Here is a 24,021-nt window from a genome sequence, read left to right as displayed (position 1 = left end):
CAATCGGTCAGGGTTTAATGACATACATCCTGACCGTATCAAGTTTAAATCGTATGTGCTGCCACACGTTTCATATAAGACACTAAACGTGTAAAAAATAAAATTTGCAGAAAAATTGTAAAGGCTGACACACACCATTCATACCATATTGCAAATGCAGTTTGAGCCAATCCAAAATATTGATAGATCAGCAAAAGAACAACTCCAAAAACCACACCAGCAACCGTGGTTTGAATCAAGATCGGAAAGGAGAGGGCGGTGATCCGATTCAAAAAATTGATTCCCTCATCAGCACCATTGGCTTGATAAGTTCGTTGAATACCAATCAGCATAATCAATAAAGTTAAAATGGCTTCTAGGCTAATCACACGTACATCATAATAAGGAGAATACATCCCATAGTAATACACCACACTCACGACCAAAGCCGCAGCTAAATAATAATTTTTATAATGCTGTTTGCTCAAAGTATCTTCGGCAAGTTCATGTGCAAGTGCTTTGGTATTCCAAAAATACATGCTTATTTTTCCAAAAAGTAGGGTGTGTTGACACTTTTAGCTTAAAAAAATAGCGAAGTAGTAAAATCAAATCGCCAAACCCAATTTTACTATTCGCTATGCCTCGTACCATGCTGACAGATCAACACTGGCAAAAGTTGAAAACTATTTTGCGTAATTTATCTATTCATCACAACTCAAATTTACGTAATTTTATTGAAGCTATTCTCTATAGAATTAGAACAGGCTGTCCGTGGCGAGATATTCCTTCCTATTTCGGTCAATCAAACTCTATTTTCAAACGTTTTAATCGTTGGTCAAGCAGCGGTAAGTTGCTTAGATTATTCAAATTATTAGCATCATGCCCCGATATGGAGTGGATTTTTATTGATGGCTCTCACGTACGTGCTCATCAACATTCTGCCGGTATAGCGAATCAATCCATTTCTAAAAGTGTAGGAGGAAACTCCTCAAAAATACATTTGATTGTTGATTCACATGGCAATCCTATTGATTTCATGATTACCGATGGCACTACACATGACATCAAAGTTGCACCTGATTTAATAGCAACATTAGATTTAAAAGAGACAGAAGTGGTATGCGCAGATAAAGGCTATGATTCAGAACCACTGCGTGAGCAGATCAGAAAAACAGGAACAAAAGCGAATATACCAAAGAAAATAAATAGCCAATCGAACAATGATCATATGGACTGGTATTTATATAAAATCAGGCATTTAGTTGAAAATATGTTTTGTAGATTAAAACAATTTAGAGGGATAGCTACTCGATATGACAAGCTCAAAAGAAATTATCAAAGTGCTGTTGCCTTAGCCTGTATATTTTTATGGCTACCTTTATAGGTTTAATTATGAACAGTAAATGTCAACAGACCCTATAATTATTGCTGACAATTTACTCATTTGAGCTTAAAAGTAAAGTGAATTGATTCAGATGATTAGTTCACTTCAATCCATTTTACTGCGTCAAAATATGAGAACAATCCAGTAAAATGATCAAAATCAGGTACAATCAACCGAAAAAAGTAAAATTGTAGGTTGTTATGACTTTGGCTACTCCCATCACGGTTGTTCGTGGTCGCTTCTTAGATATTCAAAACATAGTTTCACACGCGACAGAGATCGCAGAGCAGGTTCGTTATATTGAGGATGGTGTTCTGATCACTGAACAGGGCAAAATTCGCTGGTTTGGCCCTTGGGAAGCTGCTCAAGATCATCTTCCTACAGATGTTGAGATTCAACATTACCCAGAACAACTGATCATCCCTGGAATGATTGATACGCACATTCACTTCCCACAGACTGAAATGGTGGGTGCTTATGGCGAACAATTATTAAGTTGGTTAAATACCTATACATTTCCAACAGAAATCCAGTTTAAAGACAAAGCCTATGCACAAGAAATTGCCAAATTTTTTGTTAATGAACTACTCAAAAATGGTACGACCACAGCTTTAGTTTTTTGTACCGTACATCCAGAGTCTGTTGATGCCTTATTTGAAGCCGCAGAACAGCACCAAATGCGTTTAATCGCAGGCAAAGTAATGATGGATCGTCATGCACCTGAAGCGCTATGTGATAGCGCAGAAAGCGCTTATGTTGATTCTAAAGCATTAATACAGAAGTGGCATGGTCAAGGTCGCGCACTTTATGCGATTACCCCACGTTTTGCACCAACCTCGACACCAGAACAACTTGAACGAGCAGGGCAACTTAAAGCAGAGTTCCCTGATGTGTATGTGCACACACATTTAAGTGAAAATAAAGATGAAATTGCATGGGTGAAAGATTTATTTCCTCATCAAAATGGTTATCTTGATGTTTATCACCACTATGGTTTAACAGGTCAACGCTCCGTTTTCGCACACTGTGTACATTTAGAGGATACTGAGTGGAAATGTATGCATGATACAAACTCAGCAATTGCTTTTTGTCCAACATCAAACTTGTTCTTAGGCAGTGGCTTATTTCCCTTAAAGAAAACATGGGATCAGCAAGTCAAAGTTGGACTCGGTACAGATATTGGTGCAGGAACTTCGTTTAGCCTATTGCAAACAGTCAATGAAGCCTACAAGGTACAACAACTACAAGGCGATAAATTATCCGCATATGAATCGTTGTACCATGCCACTTTAGGCGGCGCAAAAGCGCTAGATTTAGATGATAAGCTGGGTAACTTTATTGTAGGTAAAGAAGCGGATTTTGTAGTACTTGATCTTAAAGCAACGGCATTACAACAGTTGCGTCAATCACGTGCTAAATCCATCGAAGATAGTTTGTTTGCACTATTTACCATGGGCGATGACCGCAATATTGAGGCGACTTATATCTATGGACAAAAGGCCTATCAGCAAAACCAAAGCATTTAATTCAAAAAGCTTAGGACTTCTCTTATTGGCGATCGAATGTGCTGTCTTACTTCGACGAGACAGTCATTCCTCTCAAAATGATACATTTTCATCAGCATCAAAAGATGCATGAAAATTCATTTTGTTTTAAAATTCTCGTATTAACTCAAGATTTCGAGGTGTTGCAGGTCAACACCTTTTTTATTTTCCCATTTTTAAAGTTTTAGGAATCTATCGATGACTGTTGCAATGCGCGTAATGATTTCCAGTGAAGAGATCCAAGCCAAAGTGAAACAACTTGGTGACAAAATCAACGCACACTATGCTCAAAGTGATAAAGAACTGGTATTGATTGGCTTATTGCGTGGTTCAGTCATTTTCATGGCAGATTTATGCCGTGCAATTGAAAAGCCACATGAACTCGACTTTATGACGGTTTCAAGTTATGGCGGTGGTACGGTTTCCACGCGTGATGTCAAAATATTAAAAGATCTCGATGGTGAGATTAACGGCAAAGATGTCCTCGTTGTCGAAGATATTATTGACTCTGGGAATACCTTGAGCAAAGTTGTTGAAATGCTCAAAACACGTAATCCAAATTCAATCGAACTATGTACTCTGGTGAGCAAACCATCACGCCGTGAAATTGATTTAGAAGTGAAATTCTTAGGCTTTGAAGTCGAAGATCGTTTTATTGTCGGCTACGGCCTAGATTACGATCAGAAGTACCGTCATCTCCCATTCATTGGAGAAATTGGTCTTTAATTGGCATAGGTTCTTAGCATTTTTTAATAACGATGCTGTCATAACTAAAAGCAGATTAAATATTGATAAGGTACACTTGCGTACCTTTTTTTTGCTTGAGCTTTCATCAAACACTGTTCAATTTTGCACAAAAATACGACATAAGTGGGCAATTGACTACAGACATTTCAAGGTGAAATCTAGCAGGATAAGACAAAATACTAATGTTAAAACAAGGAGAAAATACAATGTGGTCTCTGATTGTAGCAATCGTCGTTGGTTTCTTTGCGGGTTTGATTGCTCGCGCTTTGCATCCAGGAAATGATAAAGCAGGCTTTATAGTGACGACTGCGCTTGGTATCGCAGGTTCTTTACTCGCGACTTATGGTGGCCGACTGTTGGGGCTTTATGGCGATAATTCAGCAGCAGGATTTATTGCTTCTGTGATAGGGGCAGTGATTATTCTGTTTATTTATAATTTAATTATGAAAAAGACCTAATCAATCTGATAGCTCCCAAATCATTAACTTGAATTGGGAGCATCTGATGTCATAAACCTAGTTCTTTCCAAATCATTTGAATATCAGCGGCACTTCGCCCACCCACCATTTTTAAACCATTTGAAAAGATTAACGTTGGTGTACCATTCACACCCAATTTACGTCCTAAGCTCAGGTTTCTCTCAATTGGGTTTTCACATGTTTTTGCTTTCGGCTGAACATTTTTTTGCAACAAGTTTTTCCACGCTACACTTTGATTTTGCTCACACCAGACCTGCTTAGATACAGTGAGTGATTGTGCTTTTAATGGATAAATAAATGTATAGATGGTCACATCATTGAGTTTATCAAGTTCTGCTTCTAGCTGTTTGCAGTACGGGCAATTCGGATCTGAAAAAATAGCCAACTGACGTTTACCACTACCTTTTACCGTTTTAATTGCATCCAGAAAAGGAAGTTGTTTCCAATCAATAGAGTTTTGTTTGAGCACTAAATCCTTGGTCAGATTTTTCTGATCTTGTAGGCGAATCATAGATCCTATGAACATATGTTGTGCATTTTCATCCAAGTAAATAATTTGATTATCAAGATTGGCACTATACAAGCCTGACATTTCTGTTTTTTGGATATTTGTGATCTCCATATTTGGATACTGTTTACTTAAATTGCTTTTCAATGTCTCAACATTCGCCATTGCTAGGGTAGACACTCCTCCCAACACAGCCAGCATTCCAATTTTTTTTAGCATAGTGCAACTCGAATAAAAGGTTTTCCGTATTGTACGCATATCATGTTTAAGGGGTAGCTGAGCTTACCGAGATACAACCAAACTTGAACTAAATACAGCAATGTTTCACGTGGAACATCATAGCGCTAAATTCGATTTGAAATGGATCACACTTTTACAAACACGCGAAGTAAAAAAGCGACAAAAATTATCACAGCACATTGATATAAAAACAAAAAATACATTAAAAGTAGAACGTTTAGTCGCTTTTTGAAATAATCTGATGATTCAAAAAACCGTGTTGTCCTTCATTTAAAAGAAACAAGGAGATGTTTTCTTTTGATGAACCATTTTCCAACAAACAACACTCATTAGTCTCGTTTTTACGTTAGGTTGACCCATGTATACCACTGAATTATTAGAAGAAGCCAAAACCTTTATGTTTCATATGCTCACTAAAGTAGTTGAGTATGGGGGATCTGATTTATTTATTACCGCAGATTTCCCACCTAGCATTAAGTTACAGGGTTTGATGCGCCCTTTAGGACAACAAGCGCTTACTGCAGAAAAAACCAAGTTGTTTGCTTATAGTTTAATGAATGACAAACAACGTCTAGACTTCGAAAATGATTGGGAATGTAACTTTGCCATTAATGTCCCGAATGTTTCAAGGTTTCGGGTCAATGTTTTCAAACAACAATTACAAATAGGCATGGTGATTCGAACCATTACGTCTGAAATTCCAACCTTTCAAAAACTAAAACTCCCAGAATCACTAAAAAATGTGATTATGGAAAAACGAGGTTTGGTACTGGTGGTTGGCGGAACAGGATCAGGAAAATCAACCTCTTTAGCAGCCATGATTGATCATCGAAATGAGAACTCTGCTGGACATATCATTACCGTTGAAGATCCTGTTGAATACGTCCATAAACACAAAAAATCCATGATCACGCACCGTGAGGTTGGAGTTGATTGTCATACATGGCATCACGCGTTGAAAAATACGCTACGCCAAGCACCAGATGTGATTTTAATTGGTGAAATACGTGATACTGAAACGATGGAACATGCGATTGCTTTTGCTGAAACAGGGCATCTATGTTTGGGAACACTGCACGCCAACAATGCCAATCAGGCACTGGATCGTATTATTAACTTTTTCCCAGAGGAACGTCGCAATCAACTGTTGATGGATCTCTCATCCAATATGAAAGCGATTATTTCTCAACGTCTCGTGCGAACTCAAGATGGTCAAGGTCGTCGAGCTGCCATTGAAATCCTCCTCAATACGCCATTAATCGCAGACAATATTTTGAAAGGGCAATTCCATGTGCTCAAAGAGATCATGACCAAATCTCGCGAGTTAGGTATGCAGACCTTTGATCAGGCTTTGTTTGATCTATATAACGAAGGTGCAATTAGTTACGATGAAGCATTGCGTAACGCCGACTCTGTCAATGAGTTACGCTTGCAAATTAAATTAAAAAGTTCACGCCAAGATGGGATGCCGGTTTCAACCACTTCACTGAACATGGTCAAAGAAGAGGAAGTTGAGGAGCAAGAAGAAGCTTAATAATTTTGACACAAGAATAAAGCCTAGTTACCTGTAAAGTAACTAGGGTCTGTTGACATTTACTGTTCATAATTAAACCTATAAAGGTAGCCATAAAAATATACAGGCTAAGGCAACAGCACTTTGATAATTTCTTTTGAGCTTGTCATATCGAGTAGCTATCCCTCTAAATTGTTTTAATCTACAAAACATATTTTCAACTAAATGCCTGATTTTATATAAATACCAGTCCATATGATCATTGTTCGATTGGCTATTTATTTTCTTTGGTATATTCGCTTTTGTTCCTGTTTTTCTGATCTGCTCACGCAGTGGTTCTGAATCATAGCCTTTATCTGCGCATACCACTTCTGTCTCTTTTAAATCTAATGTTGCTATTAAATCAGGTGCAACTTTGATGTCATGTGTAGTGCCATCGGTAATCATGAAATCAATAGGATTGCCATGTGAATCAACAATCAAATGTATTTTTGAGGAGTTTCCTCCTACACTTTTAGAAATGGATTGATTCGCTATACCGGCAGAATGTTGATGAGCACGTACGTGAGAGCCATCAATAAAAATCCACTCCATATCGGGGCATGATGCTAATAATTTGAATAATCTAAGCAACTTACCGCTGCTTGACCAACGATTAAAACGTTTGAAAATAGAGTTTGATTGACCGAAATAGGAAGGAATATCTCGCCACGGACAGCCTGTTCTAATTCTATAGAGAATAGCTTCAATAAAATTACGTAAATTTGAGTTGTGATGAATAGATAAATTACGCAAAATAGTTTTCAACTTTTGCCAGTGTTGATCTGTCAGCATGGTACGAGGCATAGCGAATAGTAAAATTGGGTTTGGCGATTTGATTTTACTACTTCGCTATTTTTTAAGCTAAAAGTGTCAACACACCCTAGGCTTTTTTATTATTTACCAATACAAAATGAACCGAAAATCTTACCCAACAAATCATCAGCACTAAAATCACCTGTGATCTCGCCCAAGGCATTTTGAGCAAGTCTTAATGATTCAGCAACCAATTCTCCTGCATTAAACACAACGAGTTGCTCACGCGCCTCTGCTAAATAGCGCTGAGTACGCTTCATTGCGTCTAAATGACGAGTTCTCGCAATAAAGGTATCTTCTTCTGGTTGGAAGCCAGCATGCGCTGTAATCGCATCTATCAATGCCTGAACACCCATATCTTGTTTTGCTGAAACACGAATATGACGGAAGCCCTGATAATCGCTTAATTCGGCCGCTTGTCCTGTCAAATCACATTTGTTTCCAATTAAAAGTAAACGTTTCGGCTCTAAATGTTCAGCAAAATATTCTTGAGCCAACAACAATGGATCATCGTTTTGGTTTAAATCATAAACCAGTAACAATAGATCAGCTTGTTCAATTTCTTTGATTGCTCGGCGGATCCCTTCACGTTCAACAATATCTCCTGTTTCACGCAAACCTGCTGTATCCGTCAATGTGATCGGTAACCCATTTAAACTAATTTTTTCATGCAACACATCACGTGTCGTACCAGCAATATCGGTAACGATCGCACGCTCATGTCCTGCGAGCGCATTCAAGAGGCTCGATTTACCAGCATTTGGTTTACCTGCGATCACAACCTGTAATCCTTCGCGTAACAACTGACCTTGACGCGCAGATTGTTGTACTGCCTTAACTGAATTTTGTACATCATCCAGCAATGCTAGAATCTTCCCATCCGCAAGGAAATCAATTTCTTCTTCTGGAAAATCAATTGCAGCTTCGACATGCAAGCGTAAATGAATTAATTTTTCTAATACTGTGTTGATTTTGGTGGAAAACGCACCTTGTAGTGAACGAACTGCTGAACGTGCGGCCGCTTGAGAGCTTGCATCAATTAAATCTGCAATCGCTTCAGCTTGTACTAAATCCATTTTGCCATTTTCAAAGGCACGCATTGAAAATTCACCTGCTTTGGCTGCTACAGCACCTAAGTCAAGTAATCGGGCAAGTAATGCATTTTGAATGACAGGACCACCATGTCCCTGTATTTCCACCACATCTTCACCTGTAAAGGAATGTGGATTTGGAAAACATAAGAGAATTCCTTCGTCCATGACCGTACCATCAGCATCATAGAACTGACGAAATCCAGCCATACGAGCTGCTGGTAAACCTTTCGCTGTAAGTTGTTCAGCGATCGCATACGCTTTTGGTCCTGACAAACGAATTACGCCAACACCGCCACGACCTAAGGGAGTAGCTATCGCCGCAATAGTGGTTTGATGTTGCATAGTGTTCATCTAAAAGATCCAAAAAACAGCCAAAGAAAAATCCGCTTAAGATTACCATCTTAAGCGGATTTATTCAGTAAAAGTTCGAGATTAAGACGCTGACTCTGACTTGTTCAGACGATCTTTCTCAACGCTTTTATTGATGAACGATTGCTGCAAAATAGTAATACTGTTGTTCACAATCCAGTAAAGCACGAGACCTGCTGGGAAGAACAACATAAACACCGTGAACATGATCGGCATGATACGGAATACTTTTGCTTGCATTGGATCAGTTGGTTGTGGGTTAAGCATCTGCTGAACATACATGGTGACACCCATGATCAACGGCAGAATAAACCATGGATCCATCGCAGATAAATCCTGAATCCAACCTAACCAAGGTGCGTGACGTAGCTCTACAGATTCCATCAATACCCAGTACAAAGCCAAGAAAATTGGCATTTGTAATAGTAATGGTAAACAACCTGATAACGGATTAACTTGCTCACGCTTATACAATGCCATCATTTCTTGAGAGAAACGCATACGGTCATCGCCAAACTCTTCTTTCATGCGTTGCATTTCAGGTGCAATCACACGCATTTTCGCCATAGAGCGATAACTTTTCGAAGAAAGTGGCCATAAAATCAACTTCACCAAGATCGTCAATAAGATAATTGACCATCCCCAGTTGCCCACAAGGTTATGGAAGAATTGCAAGCCCAGGAACAATAACTTGGCGATTGGCCATAACCAGCCATAATCAACCGTCTGGTTTAAACCATCGGCCAAATCCTTAAGTTCAGACTGAATTTTAGGGCCTGAATACAGTTTCGCATCCACTTCCATTGAGGTACCCGCAGGTACATTGATCACTGGAGAGGTGAAGCCGATGATATTCATACCATCAGTAGACTGGCGTGATTCCAGCTTGGCAGTATAAGGTTGGCCATCAGCTTGTGTCAGTTTTAAATTCCCAGGAATCCAGGCACTGACGAAATAATGCTGAACAATGGCCACCCAGCCGCCTTTGGCTTCGACATTCAGTTTTTCATCATTGAAATTCTCAAATTTCAACTTGTTATAATGCTCCTCTGGCGTGCCCCATGCACCCCCAAGATAAGTTCCCAAAGTGAAGATACCTTGAGAAGACTTCCCTGGATCATCAGAATTATCACGTTTCAGCTGACCAAACATTTGACCTTGCCAGTTTTGCTGGCTACGGTTGATGACTTGGTGCTTGACTGTAATCGGATAATCACCTTGCGTGAAGGTAAATGATTTGATGATCTCTACGCCTTCAGGTGTTTTGAAAACCAAAGGTACTGTTAAGACCTGTTGTTTTTTTCCATCCTGCGTCGTTATGCTTTTTGCATCAGCCAAAGTATATGTTGTTTTTTCAACATCATAAGTCGGACGACCACTACGGCTACTGTCAGGACCATTCAAACCTATTAAACCGGATTGAGCGACGTAAGTACGTTTCGCATCACTTTCAAGCATAACAAACGGCTTTTCGCTGTCTTTGCTTTCATCATGGCTTAGTAGTTCAACACGGACAATATCTCCACCTTTTGGGTTAATCCAAAGATGATAAAGATCCGTTTTAACAGAAATCAGTTGCTGATTCACAGATGGCTTTTCTGTGGTTTGTGATGCAGTCACATTTGCTTGTGGCAAGTCTGAAGCCGCTGTTGCATTTTGAGCATTTGGCAAATCTGCAGATACTTCATGCGTGGTGACTGCTGCTGCTTGTTGCTGCGGAGCAGGTTGTGCATGACCATAATCTTTTTGCCAAGCCAAAATTAGCAAATATGCGGTAACAAACATGGCTCCAAGAATTGCAAATCTGGCCCATTGTTGCATATCTATTATCCCAAATGGTTAGAGAGATTTTGCTTGAGTAAACGATCACGAAAGGGTACAGCAACGTGATGCATTTGAGAATCTATTTGATGAAACGAAATAAAACGAAGTGCTTTGGGTGGTACTGGGTCATAGCCTGATCCACCCCATGGATGGCAACGACAAATCCGCTTGGTAGAAAGCCATACACCTTTTGCCGCACCATGCGTTTGTAAAGCTTCAAGCGCATATTGTGAACAAGTTGGAATATAACGGCACCGAGGCCCCAATAATGGACTGATTGCGATTTGATAACATCTTATCAACCAATGCAGTAGACGTACCATTGGAGATCTCTAATTTTGGAGGGAGGTCACAACGACTTTAGAATGCTTTTTTGCTAAACGTTGTAATTTTTGCCAAGCAAAATCTAATTGCTGATGTAATTCTTTATTCGCAATTGCTTCTATACCCACTTTAGGCATTACCACAATATCAATGTCTGCATCAAACTGTGCTTGATGTAAACGAAAGCTCTCCCGAGCAAGACGTTTTATTCGATTTCGCTCATGTGCACGACGCACCTTTTTTTTAGCAACGACAATACCCAAACGGCTATTCGGCTGTTCGGTTAATTTTGCTAAAAAAAGGAAATGGGGCTGGTGCACTTTAAAAAGCGCACCATCAAATACACTTTTATAATCTGCAGCACAACGAATACGAGATTCAGTGCCAAAACTGTAAAGTGCCATCACCCAAGTCTGGTCGGCTTAACAGTAATTAAACAGTTAAGCTGTGACGACCTTTCGCACGACGACGAGCTAAAACCTGACGACCAGCTTTAGTTGCCATACGAGCACGGAAACCATGAACGCGTTTACGCTTTAATTCAGATGGTTGGAAAGTACGTTTCATATCGAAACTCCCAAAAATGATCTTTCTATAAAGGTCCGCGATTTTATTGCGCAATCTTTATTCTGTCAATCAAAATGCAAAAACTTTACATATTGTTTGCTTTGTTTTACAGCAAGTTGATTGTTCTCAACTAAATATATGAAATTAAGGAAAATAATTATTCACAAGCTATCTATTTAAATTTTATATGAAATACCTTATATTCACACCATACCAACAAGGTTATCAACAATTCATTTTTGATTTTAAATTTAGTTTCGGTATTTTGAATTTAAATTTAAAACATTTTAGTTATCCACATTCGGAATCTCACTTATAAATAAATTCAAATTTTAAAATTTAAATTTATTACTATTAGGGTTGGTGTTTTTTGTGGAAATCACACTATTTTCATTTTTAATCATTAGATTACGGTGTGGATAAGTGTGTTTTTAATGGTTTTATGCTTTGTGGATAACTTTGGTGTTAAAAATATCCACAGCTTGTGCTAAAAGTTATTCACAAGTGCTTTTAAATTTAAATTTATAAACAAACGCTTTCTTTTTCGGCAAAAGTCCCATAAATTTGCCTGACAGATGTGGATAACTTGGTTAGAATGGCGACCCCTTCGAAAGGTGGGGTGTAGGCTTTTTTACTTTTAAATTTAAAAAAAAGGATATATAGGGGATGCACATGCTCTGGACAGACTGCTTAACTCGCTTGCGACAAGAGCTATCTGATAACGTCTTTGCGATGTGGATTCGCCCGTTAGTTGCAGAAGAAGTGGATGGTGTGATGCGTTTATATGCACCCAACCCTTATTGGACTCGTTATATTCAAGATAATCATCTCGAGTTGATTTCTATATTGGCTGAACAACTGTCTGAAGGGCGAGTGCGTCAAGTAGAGATATTGGTAGATTCAAGACCTGGAACGATTTTATCTTCGAGTGAACAGCCTGCAACAACGACAGCTGCTTTGAGCACAGCAGTGCCTTCCCCAATGAAAGTAAAAAAAGAAGCTGAATTGGTTCAAGCGAATCCCCCAGTTTCTAAAATTCCTAAGAAAAGACAATTAAACCCTTTATTCACTTTTTCTTTATTTGTCGAAGGTCGTTCAAACCAGATGGCAGCTGAAACTTGTCGAAAAGTTTTAACGCAGCTTGGTGCATCGCAACATAATCCATTGTTTCTCTATGGCCCTACAGGTTTGGGTAAAACACATTTGATGCAAGCTGTCGGAAATGCGCTGTTACAAGCAAAACCGAATGCACGTGTCATGTACATGACTTCTGAAAGTTTTGTACAAGACTTTGTAAGCTCTTTGCAAAAAGGCAAGGTTGAAGAATTTAAGAAAAACTGTCGTTCTCTAGATTTGTTATTGGTCGATGATATTCATTTACTTGCAGGTAAAGAAGCAAGTCTTGTTGAGTTCTTCTATACGTTTAACGCTCTGTTAGACGAATCCAAGCAAATTATTTTAACTTCAGATCGTTATCCAAAAGAATTAACTGAATTGGATCCTCGTTTGGTTTCTCGTTTTTCATGGGGTTTATCGGTGGGTGTAGAACCACCAGATATTGAAACTCGTATCGAGATTTTGCTTAAAAAAGCTGAAAATAGTGGTGTTGATTTACCTCGAAATTGTGCTTTATTTATCGCTCAACAAGTAGTGGCAAACGTTCGTGAACTTGAAGGCGCGTTGAATAAGGTTGTCGCTATTTCTCGCTTTAAAGGTACCTCTATTGATCTTGATGTGGTACGCGAATCATTGAAAGATGTGTTAGCGATTCGAGCGAGAACGATTAGTGTCGAGAATATTCAACGTGTCGTGAGTGAGTATTTCCGTATTCCCTTAAAAGAATTGGTTGGACCGAAGCGTACCCGTATTTATGCTCGCCCTCGTCAGTTAGCAATGGGGCTAGCACGTGAATTGACAGGGGATAGTTTCCCTGAGATTGGAATGGCCTTTGGTGGTCGAGATCACAGTACGGTGATGCATGCTTGTGAAAAGGTTGTAAGTCTTCGCGAAGAAGATCCGATTTTTAATGAAGATTATAAAAACCTACTTCGTCTGTTACAAAGTTAAACTCATTTTCAGAGTTGCAAACTCGTTTTAAGTGCAGCATAGTACACTGCTAACATTTTTATCGGCTTCCGTTGTAAGAGGAATAAAATCGTGCGTTTGAAAATCGCTAAAGAAAGTTTACTCAATGTTTTGTCACACGTTGTGGGTGCGGTGGAGCGCCGTCATACGTTGAATATTCTTTCAAACGTTAAAATTCAAACCACACAGCAGGCCTTGACGATCACAGGTTCTGATTTGGAAGTTGAGTTGGTAGCCAGTACGACCTTAGCTGATGGTGCTTGTATAGAAGCAGGTGAAACGACGGTTCCTGCGCGTAAATTAGTCGAAATTTGTAAGTCACTTCCTAGTGCGGCTTTGATCGATTTACAAATCACAGAAGATCAACGTTGTATCTTGAAATCAGGTAACAGTCGTTTTGTATTGGGTACTCTTCCAGCTGAAGACTATCCACTACTTTCTACTGAGAATAGTTTAGGCACGCAAGTTCAAGTCACTCAGCGTGAACTCAAACGTTTATTTGAAAAGACTGCATTTGCTATGGCAGTTCAGGATGTTCGCTTTTATTTAACAGGGACATTACTAGAAATTGATCAAAATCAGTTACGTACAGTGACAACTGATGGTCATCGTTTAGCATTGTGTGAAGTGTTAGCTTCATCAACAGCGACATCTTCAATTCAAGCGATCGTTCCTCGCAAGGCAGTAGGGGAGTTACAACGTTTGCTCAGTATTGAAGATGAACAACTCACTTTATTAATCGGTCGTGAGTTGTTGAATGTAACTATCAATACGCCAAGTCGAGATAAGGAACAGGGTGATATTACAGTGCGTTTTACGACTAAGTTGATTGATGGTAAATTCCCTGACTATCGCCGTGTGATTCCTCGCGGTGGTGACAAACATGTGTTGATTGCACATGATGTATTTAAGCAATCGCTACAACGCGTTGCAATTTTAAGTAACGAGAAATTGCGTGGTGTTTTCTTGAACTTTAGCCAAGATACATTGCAATTACGCGCCAATAACCCTGAACAGGACGAGGCGAGTGAAGATTTAGTAATCCAATATCAAGATGCACCTCTTGAAATGTCTTTTAATGCTCAATATATCCTTGATGTGTTGAGTGTTCTTGATGGTGATGATGTGCGAATGAGTATGACAGAGGCGAATCAGTCGGTATTGGTACAAGATCCTGCGCATCCTGATCAAACTTATGTTGTTATGCCTATGCGAGTTTAATTTGCATTGTTGTATTAGGTTTAAATCATGCAAATCACGCGTTTAAATATAGAACGTGTACGAAATTTGAAGACGGTTGCACTCACTGAGTTGCAGCCGTTTAATATTTTCTATGGTGCGAATGGTTCTGGAAAAACATCAATTCTAGAGTCTATTCATTTGTTAGCAACTGGACGCTCTTTTCGCACACATATTCCAAAACATTATATTCAGCATCAGTGTAATGATGCGATCGTATTTGCTCAGTCCGCAACCGAACGTGTGGGCATGAAAAAACTCATTTCTGGTGAGCAATTAATTAAGGTCAATGGCGATACGATTGCAACGCAAGGGCAGCTAGCAAAGTTGCTCCCTTTGCAGCATATTGATCCGCAAAGTACTGATATTATCGATCATGGTGCTAAACCTCGTCGTCAGCTCTTGGATTGGTTGATGTTCCACGTGGAACCTGAGTTTTATTTTGCTTGGCAGTATTATTCACGTGCTCTGAAACAACGAAACAGTTTATTAAAAACACGTCGAAATCTCAGTTTGTCTGAACTTGAGCCGTGGAACAAAATGCTCAGTGAATATGGTGAAATTTTACATTCACAACGGATCAGTATCGTTGAGCAATGGAATCAATATTTTCGTGAGGATTTACAGCAGCTTTTGCCAGATATTGATATTGAACTCGAATACTATTCAGGATTTCATACTGAGCAAGGGTTGTTTCAAGACCTTATTCAACAGCATCAAAAAGACCTTGAGCGTCGATATACTGAATACGGTCCGCATCGGGCTGATTTACGTCTAAAAACCCCACAAGGTAACGCTGATGATGTGTTGTCTCGAGGGCAAAAAAAGTTGTTAATCATGGCATTAAAACTGTCACAAATTGCAATGCTACATGCGAGTAATAAGGAAACTGTGGTATTATTAGATGATCTGACAGCAGAGTTAGATGTAGCTGCACAACAACGTTTAATTGAGCGACTGAGTCAGTTAGGAAGTCAGGTTTTTCTGACCACCTTAGACCATGCGTCGGTATTAAAACACTTACATGATTTGTCGATTTCCTTTCAATTGTTCCATGTTGTACACGGTCAAGTCAGTCTTGCTGCACCATAATTTTATTTCCTCATTTTTGGATAGATTCGATATTAACTAGGGAGTAACCATGAGTTCAGAGTCTCAATCAGTCTCTCAAACAGAACAAACAAATGAAAAGGCTTATGATTCCTCTAGCATTAAAGTATTACGTGGATTAGACGCGGTTCGTAAACGTCCTGGTATGTACATTGGGGATACCGATGATGGTACAGGTTTGCACCATATGGTGTTTGAGGTGGTCGATAACGCGATTGATGAAGCACTAGCAGGTCACTGTGATGAAATTCTAGTGACGATTCATGAAGATGAATCTGTTAGCGTATCTGATAATGGTCGTGGTATTCCGACAGATATTCACCCTGAAGAAGGTGTATCTGCGGCAGAAGTGATTCTTACGATCCTGCATGCAGGTGGTAAATTTGATGACAACAGTTATAAAGTTTCTGGTGGTCTACACGGTGTTGGTGTTTCAGTTGTAAATGCCCTGTCTAAAAAATTGCATTTGACCATTCAACGTGCAGGTCAAATTCATGAGCAAGAATATTGCCATGGCGATCCGCAATATCCATTGAAGGTTGTGGGTGAGACAGATAAAACAGGAACAACTGTTCGTTTCTGGCCAAGTGAGCTTACTTTTAGTCAGACCATTTTTAGTGTGGATATCCTTGCACGTCGTTTAAGAGAGCTTTCTTTCTTGAATGCGGGTGTGCGTATCGTATTGCGTGATGAACGCGTTAATCTCGAAAATGTTTATGATTACGAAGGTGGTTTATCAGAATTCGTTAAATACATTAACGAAGGCAAAACACATCTCAATGAAATTTTTCACTTCACGACTGATGCTGATAATGGCATTGGTGTAGAGGTGGCATTGCAGTGGAATGATAGCTATCAAGAGAATGTTCGTTGCTTTACCAACAATATTCCACAGAAAGATGGTGGTACTCACTTAGCAGGTTTCCGTGCGGCTTTGACCCGTGGTTTAAACAGCTACATGGAAAATGAAAACTTACTCAAAAAAGAGAAAGTGGCCGTTTCAGGTGATGATGCTCGTGAAGGTTTGACTGCAATTATTTCAGTAAAGGTTCCTGATCCAAAATTCTCTTCTCAAACCAAAGAGAAGTTAGTTTCGAGTGAGGTTAAACCTGCTGTTGAACAAGCAATGAATAAAGAGTTTTCAGCTTATTTGCTTGAAAACCCTCAAGCAGCAAAATCAATCGCGGGCAAAATTATTGATGCAGCTCGTGCACGTGATGCAGCTCGTCGAGCGCGTGAAATGACACGTCGTAAGAGTGCTTTAGATATTGCAGGTTTACCAGGAAAATTAGCCGACTGTCAGGAAAAAGATCCAGCATTGTCTGAACTGTATCTAGTCGAGGGTGACTCTGCGGGCGGTAGTGCCAAGCAAGGTCGTAACCGTAAGATGCAGGCTATTTTGCCGTTGAAAGGTAAAATCCTAAACGTTGAACGAGCACGTTTTGACAAGATGATTTCAAGTCAGGAAGTTGGAACGCTGATTACAGCTTTAGGCTGTGGTATTGGTCGTGAAGAATACAACCCTGATAAATTACGTTATCACAAAATCATTATCATGACCGATGCGGACGTTGATGGTTCACACATTCGTACCTTGTTGTTGACTTTCTTCTTCCGTCAAATGCCAGAATTGGTAGAGCGTGGTCATATTTATATTGCCCAGCCACCTTTGTATAAATTAAAGAAAGGTAAGCAGGAGCAATACATCAAAGATAATGATGCATTAGAAACCTACCTTATTTCGAATGCGATTGATGAACTTGCTTTGCATATAAGTGCAGATTCACCTGCGATTACGGGTGAAGCTTTGGCTAAAGTTATCGCAGACTATCAAGTGTCGCAAAAAAGCTTGCAGCGTTTAACACTACGTTATCCTGCGAGTTTGTTAGATGGTCTGCTTGAACTAGAAGCTTTTAAGGCGGATCACAATCATGAGCGTGATTATGTGGAGTCTTGGGCAGAACAATTACGTGCTGCAATTGAGAAACTCCAACCAAGTTTACGTCCAGAGATTTCTTTAGAATCATTTGAACGTGAGAACTCTCACGGCGAGAAATCAGCTCATTATTGGCCACGTGTCACCGTGTATGTACATAACTTGCCACATTCATATTTGCTTGACGCAGGATTGTTAAACTCTGCTGAATATGCACGCTTACTGAAGAATGCGAAGAGCTGGTTTACGTTGCTCGAAACGGGCGCTTATTTGCAGAAGGGTGATCGTCGTATTCAGGTGAATAGTTTCCATCAAGTATGGCAGCATATTTTGCAAGATTCTCGTCGCGGCATGATGATCCAACGCTATAAAGGTTTGGGTGAGATGAATGCTGAGCAGCTTTGGGAAACCACGATGGATCCTGAAAACCGTCATATGCTCCAAGTGACGATTGATGATGCCATTGAAGCTGATCGTATGTTCTCTTGTTTAATGGGTGATGATGTTGAACCACGTCGTGCATTTATTGAAGAGAATGCCTTGAATGCAGATATTGATGCTTAAGCGCTAAAAAGGATATTTTTAATGAAAAAAGGATTTTGCTTAGCTACTTTATTTGCAAGTGTGTTGATGTTCAATCAAGGTGTATCTGCTCATCAACTTGAAACAGATATGCGAGTATTGGCTAAAAGTATGACGGCTTTTGCTCAAACTCAGGATTTAGCAGAAGCGAAGAAACAATTGATGCTTATGCGCAAAGCAGCTGTTGCATCAAAGGCTTCTTCACCGCATAAGCTTGATGGTGTGTCTAAAGATGATGAACAGCTTAAAGCATATCAACATGGCTTAGATCTATTGTTAGCTCAAATTGATTCAGTCAATGCTTTGGTTGAAAAGGGGCAGCTCGAACAAGCCAAAGTACAGGCACTAGAGTTGGTTAAATTGCGCAATGAGTATCACCAACAATTTAAATGATACTTAGATTAACTTTAAGATCATTATGAAATAGAGCTTAAAACTAAACTGGTTTTAAGCTCTTTTTTGTTCCACGTGGAACCTTTGCTATTGGTCAACCAAATCATTCATCTGAATTAGGGCATGACCAAATAAATATCCAGCGGTGACTAAAACACTGATCCATAACAATGCGCCTAAAATGTTATAGACTACGAAACGCATATAATTCATGTTGCCAGAGCCCGCTGCTAAAGGGGCAAAAGAGCGCGCAAAAGGAATAAAACGTGCGAGAAGAATCGTTTTACCACCATGAGTTAGGAAGAATGTATTAGTCTTTCTTAAATATTCTTGTTTGATAAAGCGTGAATCCATTTTAAAAATGCGATCACCAAAATGACGACCAATATGATAATTCACCATATAGCCCAATGTTGCAGCCACAAACAATAAACTAATCATATAGCCAAGATGCATCATTTCAATGACTGAGCAGAGTGCACCAACAGTGAGTAATAAACTATCACCAGGGAGGAAGAACATAAAAACAAAAGCGGTTTCTGCAAATATAATTAAAAAAAGAATAGCGTAGATCCAAACGCCATATTCTTGGATCAAGATTGGAAGAAAATGTTCAAAATTAAAAATAAAATCTAAAGAATTCATTCAGTTTGTATGAGTCCAAATCGGGTACTTACCAAATTGAAGTACAAAAAATATTAAGAAAGTAGACGTTTTAAACGTCAATCGAAAGTCACAACTTTAGAATGATGGGAGCTGAGTATATCGAGCCTAAACACAAAGCTCAATTTTTGAGGAAATTTCCATTTTTTAATTTAACTGAGTAGATAGAAAAAACATGGTATTTAAATGTGGATTATCGATGTAATTGAGTTTGAGTTTCTATTTTTCTTGTATTGATTAAATTGAAAAAACCTAACCACACATTTGGTGTGGTTAGGGGATGTTACTTAGTTTTCAAATGAGCCTTCAAGTTCCTCTAAACTCATCATGAATTCTAATAATTGCTCTTCAAAATTTTCCAATTTGGCTTTGAGTTCATTTTGTTCATTCATGAGCTTCATAAGATCGTTTTTGCGATTTGCTTCATAAAGTGTCGTGTCGCCTAGAAGTTCTTCGATCTCAATGAGTCGTGGTTGAATTTTACCAATCTGTGATTCGACTTTTTCCATGTCTTTTCGGATAGGTCGAGTCAGTTCACGACGGCGAGCAGCTTCTTTACGTTGAGCTTCTTTATCAACTTTAGGAGCAGCAACTTGAGATGAATGGCTCTCTTGTTGTGAAGCACTCTGTGCATTTATTTGTTGTTGGCGCGCTTCACGTAACCATTTTGCATAGTCCTGAAGATCACCTTCAAACTCTGTGCATTTTCCTGCATGAACAAGTAACAAATCATCGCACACACTTGCAATCAATTGACGTTCATGCGAAACCAAGACCACTGCACCCTCAAAATCTTGCAATGCCATGGTCAAAGCGTGGCGCATATCTAAATCTAAATGGTTAGTCGGTTCATCTAGAATCAGTACATTAGGACGTTGCCAAACAATTAAAGCTAAAGCCAGACGAGCACGTTCTCCACCAGAGAAGCTCTCACATGGTGTGTCCATGCGTTCACCACTGAAGCCAAAGCCACCCAAGAAAGAGCGTAAAGATGCTTCACTGATTTGTTTATCTGCGATACGTGCCAGTTGAAGCATTGGGCTTGCATGCGCGTCTAAAGCATCCATTTGATGCTGAGCAAAATAACCGATATTAAGAAGTTCAGAAGCTTTACGCTCTCCAGCTAATAGTGGCAAGTCACCAACCAAGGTTTTGATTAGAGTGGATTTACCTGCGCCATTCATTCCGAGTAAGCCTATTCGAGAGCTTGGCGTAATCTGCAAACGAATTTTTTCAGCGATGACTTTGTCACCGTAACCGATCGTTGCACCATCAAGACTGAGTAATGGGGAACTCATTTTGGTAGGTTCACGGAAGCTAAAGGTGAAAGGTGTATCCACATGTGCAGGTGCTAATTGCTGCATACGTTCTAATTGTTTAATCCGACTTTGGGCTTGGCGGGCTTTGGTGGCTTTTGCTTTGAAACGATCAATAAATTTCTGTAAATGAGCACGTGTTTCTTGTTGCTTCTCAAAAGCTTGTTGTTGTTGTGCTAAACGTTCGCTTCGTGTGGTCTCAAATGTTGAGTAATTTCCTGTATACAAGGTTAATTCTTGGTTTTCGATATGCAGAATATGATCAGTCACTGCATCCAAGAAATCACGATCGTGTGAGATTAAAACCAGAGTACCCTCATAAGCTTTAAGCCAGTCCTCAAGCCATAAAATTGCATCTAAATCTAAATGGTTGGTTGGTTCATCTAATAATAATAAATCTGAACGACTCATCAGTGTTCTAGCAAGATTAAGTCGCATGCGCCATCCACCTGAAAAGCTGGCTACATTTAATCGAATTTGATGATCTAAAAAGCCTAGTCCAGCCATCAGTTGTGCTGCTTTAGCAGGGGCAGCATAACCATGAATTTCATCAAAACGACCATGAAGCTGTGCCAAATCCTCATTACTTAAATGATCAGGATGCGCGAGTTTTTCTTGAATCGTCCAATACTCTTCGTCACCTGAAAGTACGAAGTCGATGGCAGGAATATCTAAGGCTTTAATTTCTTGTGCCATATGAGCCACTGTCCAAACAGACGGACGACTTAGATTTCCCTCATCAGCGACTAAATCACCTAAAAGTGCTGCAAATAACGTAGATTTTCCTGCGCCATTTACGCCTGTGAGACCAATTTTCCAGCCTGGATGAAGTTGCATAGATGCTTTTTGGAAGAGAACGCGCCCACCACGGCGTAAAGAAACTTGGTCAAATTGGATCATGAGTATGCAAAATAGCGAATAGATAGCCGCATTTTAAGGTGATCCGAAGCGATTGCAAATTTTTATATGAATTTATGCAAAGCTGAAATCAAATGCATTTAGATGATAAAAATAGAGTAAAAACTCTACTTCTGTGTTTAAAATCAGAATATTATTTAGTTTAGATGAAAAAATAAGTAACAAGACCAAAACTATACGACAGGAATTCAGGATGAATAAGGGAATTTTGGCATTGGGGGCAATGTTAATTTTTGGGGGTAAAGACATCATCAAATGCGGCAAAAGTTTGTGTATTTGATCTATTAGGTAAGTCAGGAGAGGCTTACAAAATGATTGAATAGTGGGCGTTAGCTGCAAAAGTTTGGCGTGGTGATATTGATCTGATCAGTTACCAAAATGAAGCTCAGGCTGAAAAGGATTTTCAACAAGGGAAATGTGATGGCGTGTATATGACTTCTATGCGCGCGCGAACTTACAATAAATTTGCTGGGTCTGTTGATGCAATTGGTGCAGTTCCAACCTATGCAATAGCCCAAAAAGCAATCAGCTTTGCCTTAGATAAACGTAATCAGCGCCGTTTGGTAAGTAGGGACGGAAATCAGAGCTATGAAGTTGCAGGTACATCAGAAATTGGTTTGGCATATATCTTCGTCCGAGATAAAAAGATCAACACCATTGAGAAAATCAAAGGGAAAAAATTTGCGGTGCTAGGATATGACGAAGCACAAAAAATTGTTGTTCGAAGTCTAGGTGGGCAAGCAGTATTGTCAGATATTTCGGATATCGCAAAGAAATTTAATAGTGGTCAAGCTGACATCATGGCAGCACCAGCCTACGCATATAAGCCTCTAGAGCTATATAAGGGGCTTGGAGAGGATGGAGCAATCATTACCTTTCCAGCTGTAAATATGACAATGGATCTGATTATTCGTCCTGAAAAATTTTCGAGTAATTTTGGACAAAACTCACGAGATTGGTTTCTTGGACGCTTAAAAAGTAATTTCACCTTGATACAACGCATGGAAGCGGATTTACCTGCAAAATACAAAATTAATTTAAGTCAGGAAGATAAAACCCGTTATCAACAAATTCTACGTGAAGCACGAATCAGTTTAACCAAGCGTGATATTTATGATTCAACCATGATGAGTGTTTTAAAACGTGCACGTTGCACGGTTGAACGCACAAACTTTGAATGCAGTCTTGGTGGTGAATAATTTTTTGTTTTATTAAAGTGTGTTTTTATTTTTTTTATAGGGGGAAAAATGAAAAAGGGCTATTTGCTTTATCAATCTTAACATTGATGGGGTTTGCAACGACTGTTCAAGCAAAACAAAAAGTATGTGTATTTGATTTATTAGGAAAAGCAGGTGAAACATTTGGAGTGACGCAAGAATGGGCTGTCACGGCTAAAAATTGGCAAGCTGAAATTCAATTGATCCCATATCAGGATGAGGCGAAGGCACAAAAAGACTTCGAGTCAGGAATCTGTGAAGGTGTGTATATGACCTCTATGCGGGCCCGCAAATACAATGGTTTTGTAGGTTCGATTGATGCGATTGGTGGTGTGACCAGTAATGATGTAGCACAAAAGGCGATTAGTTTTGCTTTAGATAAACGCAATAAGCACCGATTACTGGCAAAAGTTGATGATCAAAACTACGAAGTTGCTGGCATTTTACAATTTGGTTTGGCTTATGTTTTTGTACAAGATAAAAATTTAAATACGATCCAAAAAGCCAAAGGAAAAAAGTTTGCATATCTTCACTACGATATAGCTCAAAAAGCAGTAGTAGATAGTTTACAAATGATTTCAGTACCTTCAGAAATCTCTGATTTTGTAAAAAAATTCAATAGCAAGCAGGTTGATGTGATTGCTGCACCTGCGTACGCCTATAAGCCACTCGAGATTGAAAAAGGGATTGCAAAGTCGGGAGCCATGTTTACCTTCCCAGTTGTAAATATCACAGGAGATTTAATTATTCGTCCTGAACAGTTTCCTGTTAATTTTGGATTAAAGTCACGGGAATGGTTTGTTAAGCAGCTACCGAAAAGCTTTACGATGGTTAAACGCCTAGAAGACTCTATACCCGCGAAATATAAATTGAGCTTAGGTAAAGAAAATGAGGTTCGCTATCAACGAATACTAAGAGACGAACGTATTAATGTGACGAAACAAGGTGTATACGATCCGATTATGATGAGTGTTCTGAAACGCGCACGTTGTACGGTAGAACGCACAAACTTTGAATGCTCCTTAGGTGGTGAATAGTAAATATCCTGATCCTAGTTCTGATTAGTCCAAATATTTCAATCAAATGCTTTGCTATGAGACATCGTCAATTGACTCTTTAGAAAGTGTGATCAGGA

21 protein-coding genes and 1 pseudogene are annotated in these 24,021 nt (G+C 39.3%); 12 read left to right on the top strand and 10 right to left on the bottom strand.

Annotated elements, in window-relative coordinates; translation table 11 throughout:
- Positions 1 to 44: 44 nt before the first annotated feature.
- On the bottom strand, positions 45 to 518 hold the full coding sequence (locus F948_RS14690) for a hypothetical protein (RefSeq protein ID WP_004914520.1): 474 nt from the start codon (positions 516 to 518) through the stop codon (positions 45 to 47).
- Between the two features lie 98 nt (positions 519 to 616).
- Between F948_RS14690 and F948_RS14685 the strand changes: the two genes are divergently transcribed.
- From F948_RS14685 to F948_RS14670, 4 genes are all read left to right on the top strand, one after another.
- Positions 617 to 1,363, top strand: a complete 747-nt coding sequence (locus tag F948_RS14685) for an IS5 family transposase (protein ID WP_004912080.1) — start codon at positions 617 to 619, stop codon at positions 1,361 to 1,363.
- A 200-nt stretch (positions 1,364 to 1,563) separates the two neighbouring features.
- Positions 1,564 to 2,889, top strand: coding sequence for a guanine deaminase (gene guaD / locus F948_RS14680; protein ID WP_004965234.1), 1,326 nt, complete (start codon positions 1,564 to 1,566; stop codon positions 2,887 to 2,889).
- A gap of 216 nt (positions 2,890 to 3,105) precedes the next feature.
- A complete protein-coding gene (gene hpt, locus F948_RS14675; protein ID WP_004914531.1) occupies positions 3,106 to 3,633 on the top strand; it encodes a hypoxanthine phosphoribosyltransferase in 528 nt (175 codons plus the stop codon).
- Positions 3,634 to 3,860: 227 nt separating this feature from the next.
- Positions 3,861 to 4,112 carry a GlsB/YeaQ/YmgE family stress response membrane protein gene (locus F948_RS14670; protein WP_004914533.1) on the top strand — a complete coding sequence of 84 codons (252 nt, stop codon included), beginning with the start codon at positions 3,861 to 3,863 and terminating at the stop codon, positions 4,110 to 4,112.
- 49 nt (positions 4,113 to 4,161) lie between these two features.
- Here F948_RS14670 and F948_RS14665 read toward each other — a convergent pair whose 3' ends face one another.
- Positions 4,162 to 4,860 (bottom strand): DsbC family protein, encoded by a 699-nt coding sequence (locus F948_RS14665; protein WP_004965227.1) that lies wholly within the window; start codon positions 4,858 to 4,860, stop codon positions 4,162 to 4,164.
- Between the two features lie 379 nt (positions 4,861 to 5,239).
- On the opposite strand from F948_RS14665, the gene F948_RS14660 reads away from it, so the two are divergent.
- The gene (locus F948_RS14660) at positions 5,240 to 6,415 is read left to right on the top strand and encodes a PilT/PilU family type 4a pilus ATPase (protein WP_004914541.1); all 1,176 of its coding nucleotides are present in this window, start codon (positions 5,240 to 5,242) and stop codon (positions 6,413 to 6,415) included.
- A 78-nt stretch (positions 6,416 to 6,493) separates the two neighbouring features.
- On the opposite strand, the gene F948_RS14655 is transcribed toward F948_RS14660, so the two are convergent.
- The 6 genes from F948_RS14655 to rpmH form a co-directional block, all read right to left on the bottom strand.
- The gene (locus F948_RS14655; RefSeq protein WP_004912080.1) at positions 6,494 to 7,240 is read right to left on the bottom strand and encodes an IS5 family transposase; all 747 of its coding nucleotides are present in this window, start codon (positions 7,238 to 7,240) and stop codon (positions 6,494 to 6,496) included.
- An 89-nt stretch (positions 7,241 to 7,329) separates the two neighbouring features.
- A complete protein-coding gene (mnmE, locus tag F948_RS14650; RefSeq protein WP_026057420.1) occupies positions 7,330 to 8,685 on the bottom strand; it encodes a tRNA uridine-5-carboxymethylaminomethyl(34) synthesis GTPase MnmE in 1,356 nt (451 codons plus the stop codon).
- A 90-nt stretch (positions 8,686 to 8,775) separates the two neighbouring features.
- Positions 8,776 to 10,533 carry a membrane protein insertase YidC gene (gene yidC / locus F948_RS14645; RefSeq protein ID WP_004965220.1) on the bottom strand — a complete coding sequence of 586 codons (1,758 nt, stop codon included), beginning with the start codon at positions 10,531 to 10,533 and terminating at the stop codon, positions 8,776 to 8,778.
- A 5-nt stretch (positions 10,534 to 10,538) separates the two neighbouring features.
- A complete protein-coding gene (gene yidD / locus F948_RS14640) occupies positions 10,539 to 10,859 on the bottom strand; it encodes a membrane protein insertion efficiency factor YidD (RefSeq protein ID WP_004950001.1) in 321 nt (106 codons plus the stop codon).
- Between the two features lie 9 nt (positions 10,860 to 10,868).
- Positions 10,869 to 11,264: a ribonuclease P protein component gene (gene rnpA / locus F948_RS14635; RefSeq protein WP_004950005.1), complete on the bottom strand. Its 396-nt coding sequence runs from the start codon at positions 11,262 to 11,264 to the stop codon at positions 10,869 to 10,871.
- A 28-nt stretch (positions 11,265 to 11,292) separates the two neighbouring features.
- Positions 11,293 to 11,427 carry a 50S ribosomal protein L34 gene (gene rpmH / locus F948_RS14630; protein ID WP_000831329.1) on the bottom strand — a complete coding sequence of 45 codons (135 nt, stop codon included), beginning with the start codon at positions 11,425 to 11,427 and terminating at the stop codon, positions 11,293 to 11,295.
- A gap of 672 nt (positions 11,428 to 12,099) precedes the next feature.
- Between rpmH and dnaA the strand changes: the two genes are divergently transcribed.
- The 5 genes from dnaA (at position 12,100) to cybC (ending at position 18,772) form a co-directional block, all read left to right on the top strand.
- Positions 12,100 to 13,494 (top strand): chromosomal replication initiator protein DnaA, encoded by a 1,395-nt coding sequence (dnaA, locus tag F948_RS14625; protein WP_004914566.1) that lies wholly within the window; start codon positions 12,100 to 12,102, stop codon positions 13,492 to 13,494.
- A gap of 90 nt (positions 13,495 to 13,584) precedes the next feature.
- Positions 13,585 to 14,733: a DNA polymerase III subunit beta gene (gene dnaN / locus F948_RS16760; protein ID WP_004914569.1), complete on the top strand. Its 1,149-nt coding sequence runs from the start codon at positions 13,585 to 13,587 to the stop codon at positions 14,731 to 14,733.
- Positions 14,734 to 14,760: 27 nt separating this feature from the next.
- Positions 14,761 to 15,843, top strand: a complete 1,083-nt coding sequence (gene recF / locus F948_RS14615; protein WP_004914572.1) for a DNA replication/repair protein RecF — start codon at positions 14,761 to 14,763, stop codon at positions 15,841 to 15,843.
- Positions 15,844 to 15,892: 49 nt separating this feature from the next.
- Entirely contained in the window at positions 15,893 to 18,361 is a 2,469-nt protein-coding gene (gene gyrB / locus F948_RS14610) for a DNA topoisomerase (ATP-hydrolyzing) subunit B (protein WP_004950013.1), read from the top strand.
- A gap of 21 nt (positions 18,362 to 18,382) precedes the next feature.
- Positions 18,383 to 18,772: a cytochrome b562 gene (gene cybC / locus F948_RS14605; RefSeq protein WP_004965213.1), complete on the top strand. Its 390-nt coding sequence runs from the start codon at positions 18,383 to 18,385 to the stop codon at positions 18,770 to 18,772.
- A gap of 87 nt (positions 18,773 to 18,859) precedes the next feature.
- Here cybC and F948_RS14600 read toward each other — a convergent pair whose 3' ends face one another.
- Together F948_RS14600 and F948_RS14595 are read right to left on the bottom strand one after the other, a co-directional pair.
- Entirely contained in the window at positions 18,860 to 19,417 is a 558-nt protein-coding gene (locus F948_RS14600; protein ID WP_004965210.1) for a VTT domain-containing protein, read from the bottom strand.
- 305 nt (positions 19,418 to 19,722) lie between these two features.
- A complete protein-coding gene (locus F948_RS14595) occupies positions 19,723 to 21,651 on the bottom strand; it encodes an ATP-binding cassette domain-containing protein (protein WP_004965207.1) in 1,929 nt (642 codons plus the stop codon).
- A 211-nt stretch (positions 21,652 to 21,862) separates the two neighbouring features.
- Between F948_RS14595 and F948_RS14590 the strand changes: the two are divergent.
- A pseudogene (locus F948_RS14590) lies at positions 21,863 to 22,868 on the top strand (putative solute-binding protein).
- A gap of 86 nt (positions 22,869 to 22,954) precedes the next feature.
- Entirely contained in the window at positions 22,955 to 23,923 is a 969-nt protein-coding gene (locus F948_RS14585; RefSeq protein ID WP_004965202.1) for a putative solute-binding protein, read from the top strand.
- Positions 23,924 to 24,021 lie beyond the last annotated feature (98 nt).

The sequence above is a fragment of the Acinetobacter junii CIP 64.5 genome (assembly GCF_000368765.1).
Classification (GTDB): Bacteria; Pseudomonadota; Gammaproteobacteria; order Pseudomonadales; family Moraxellaceae; genus Acinetobacter; species Acinetobacter junii.
The sequence above is the reverse complement of the archived record's forward strand: the minus strand, read 5'-3'. Positions and strand labels throughout refer to the sequence as shown.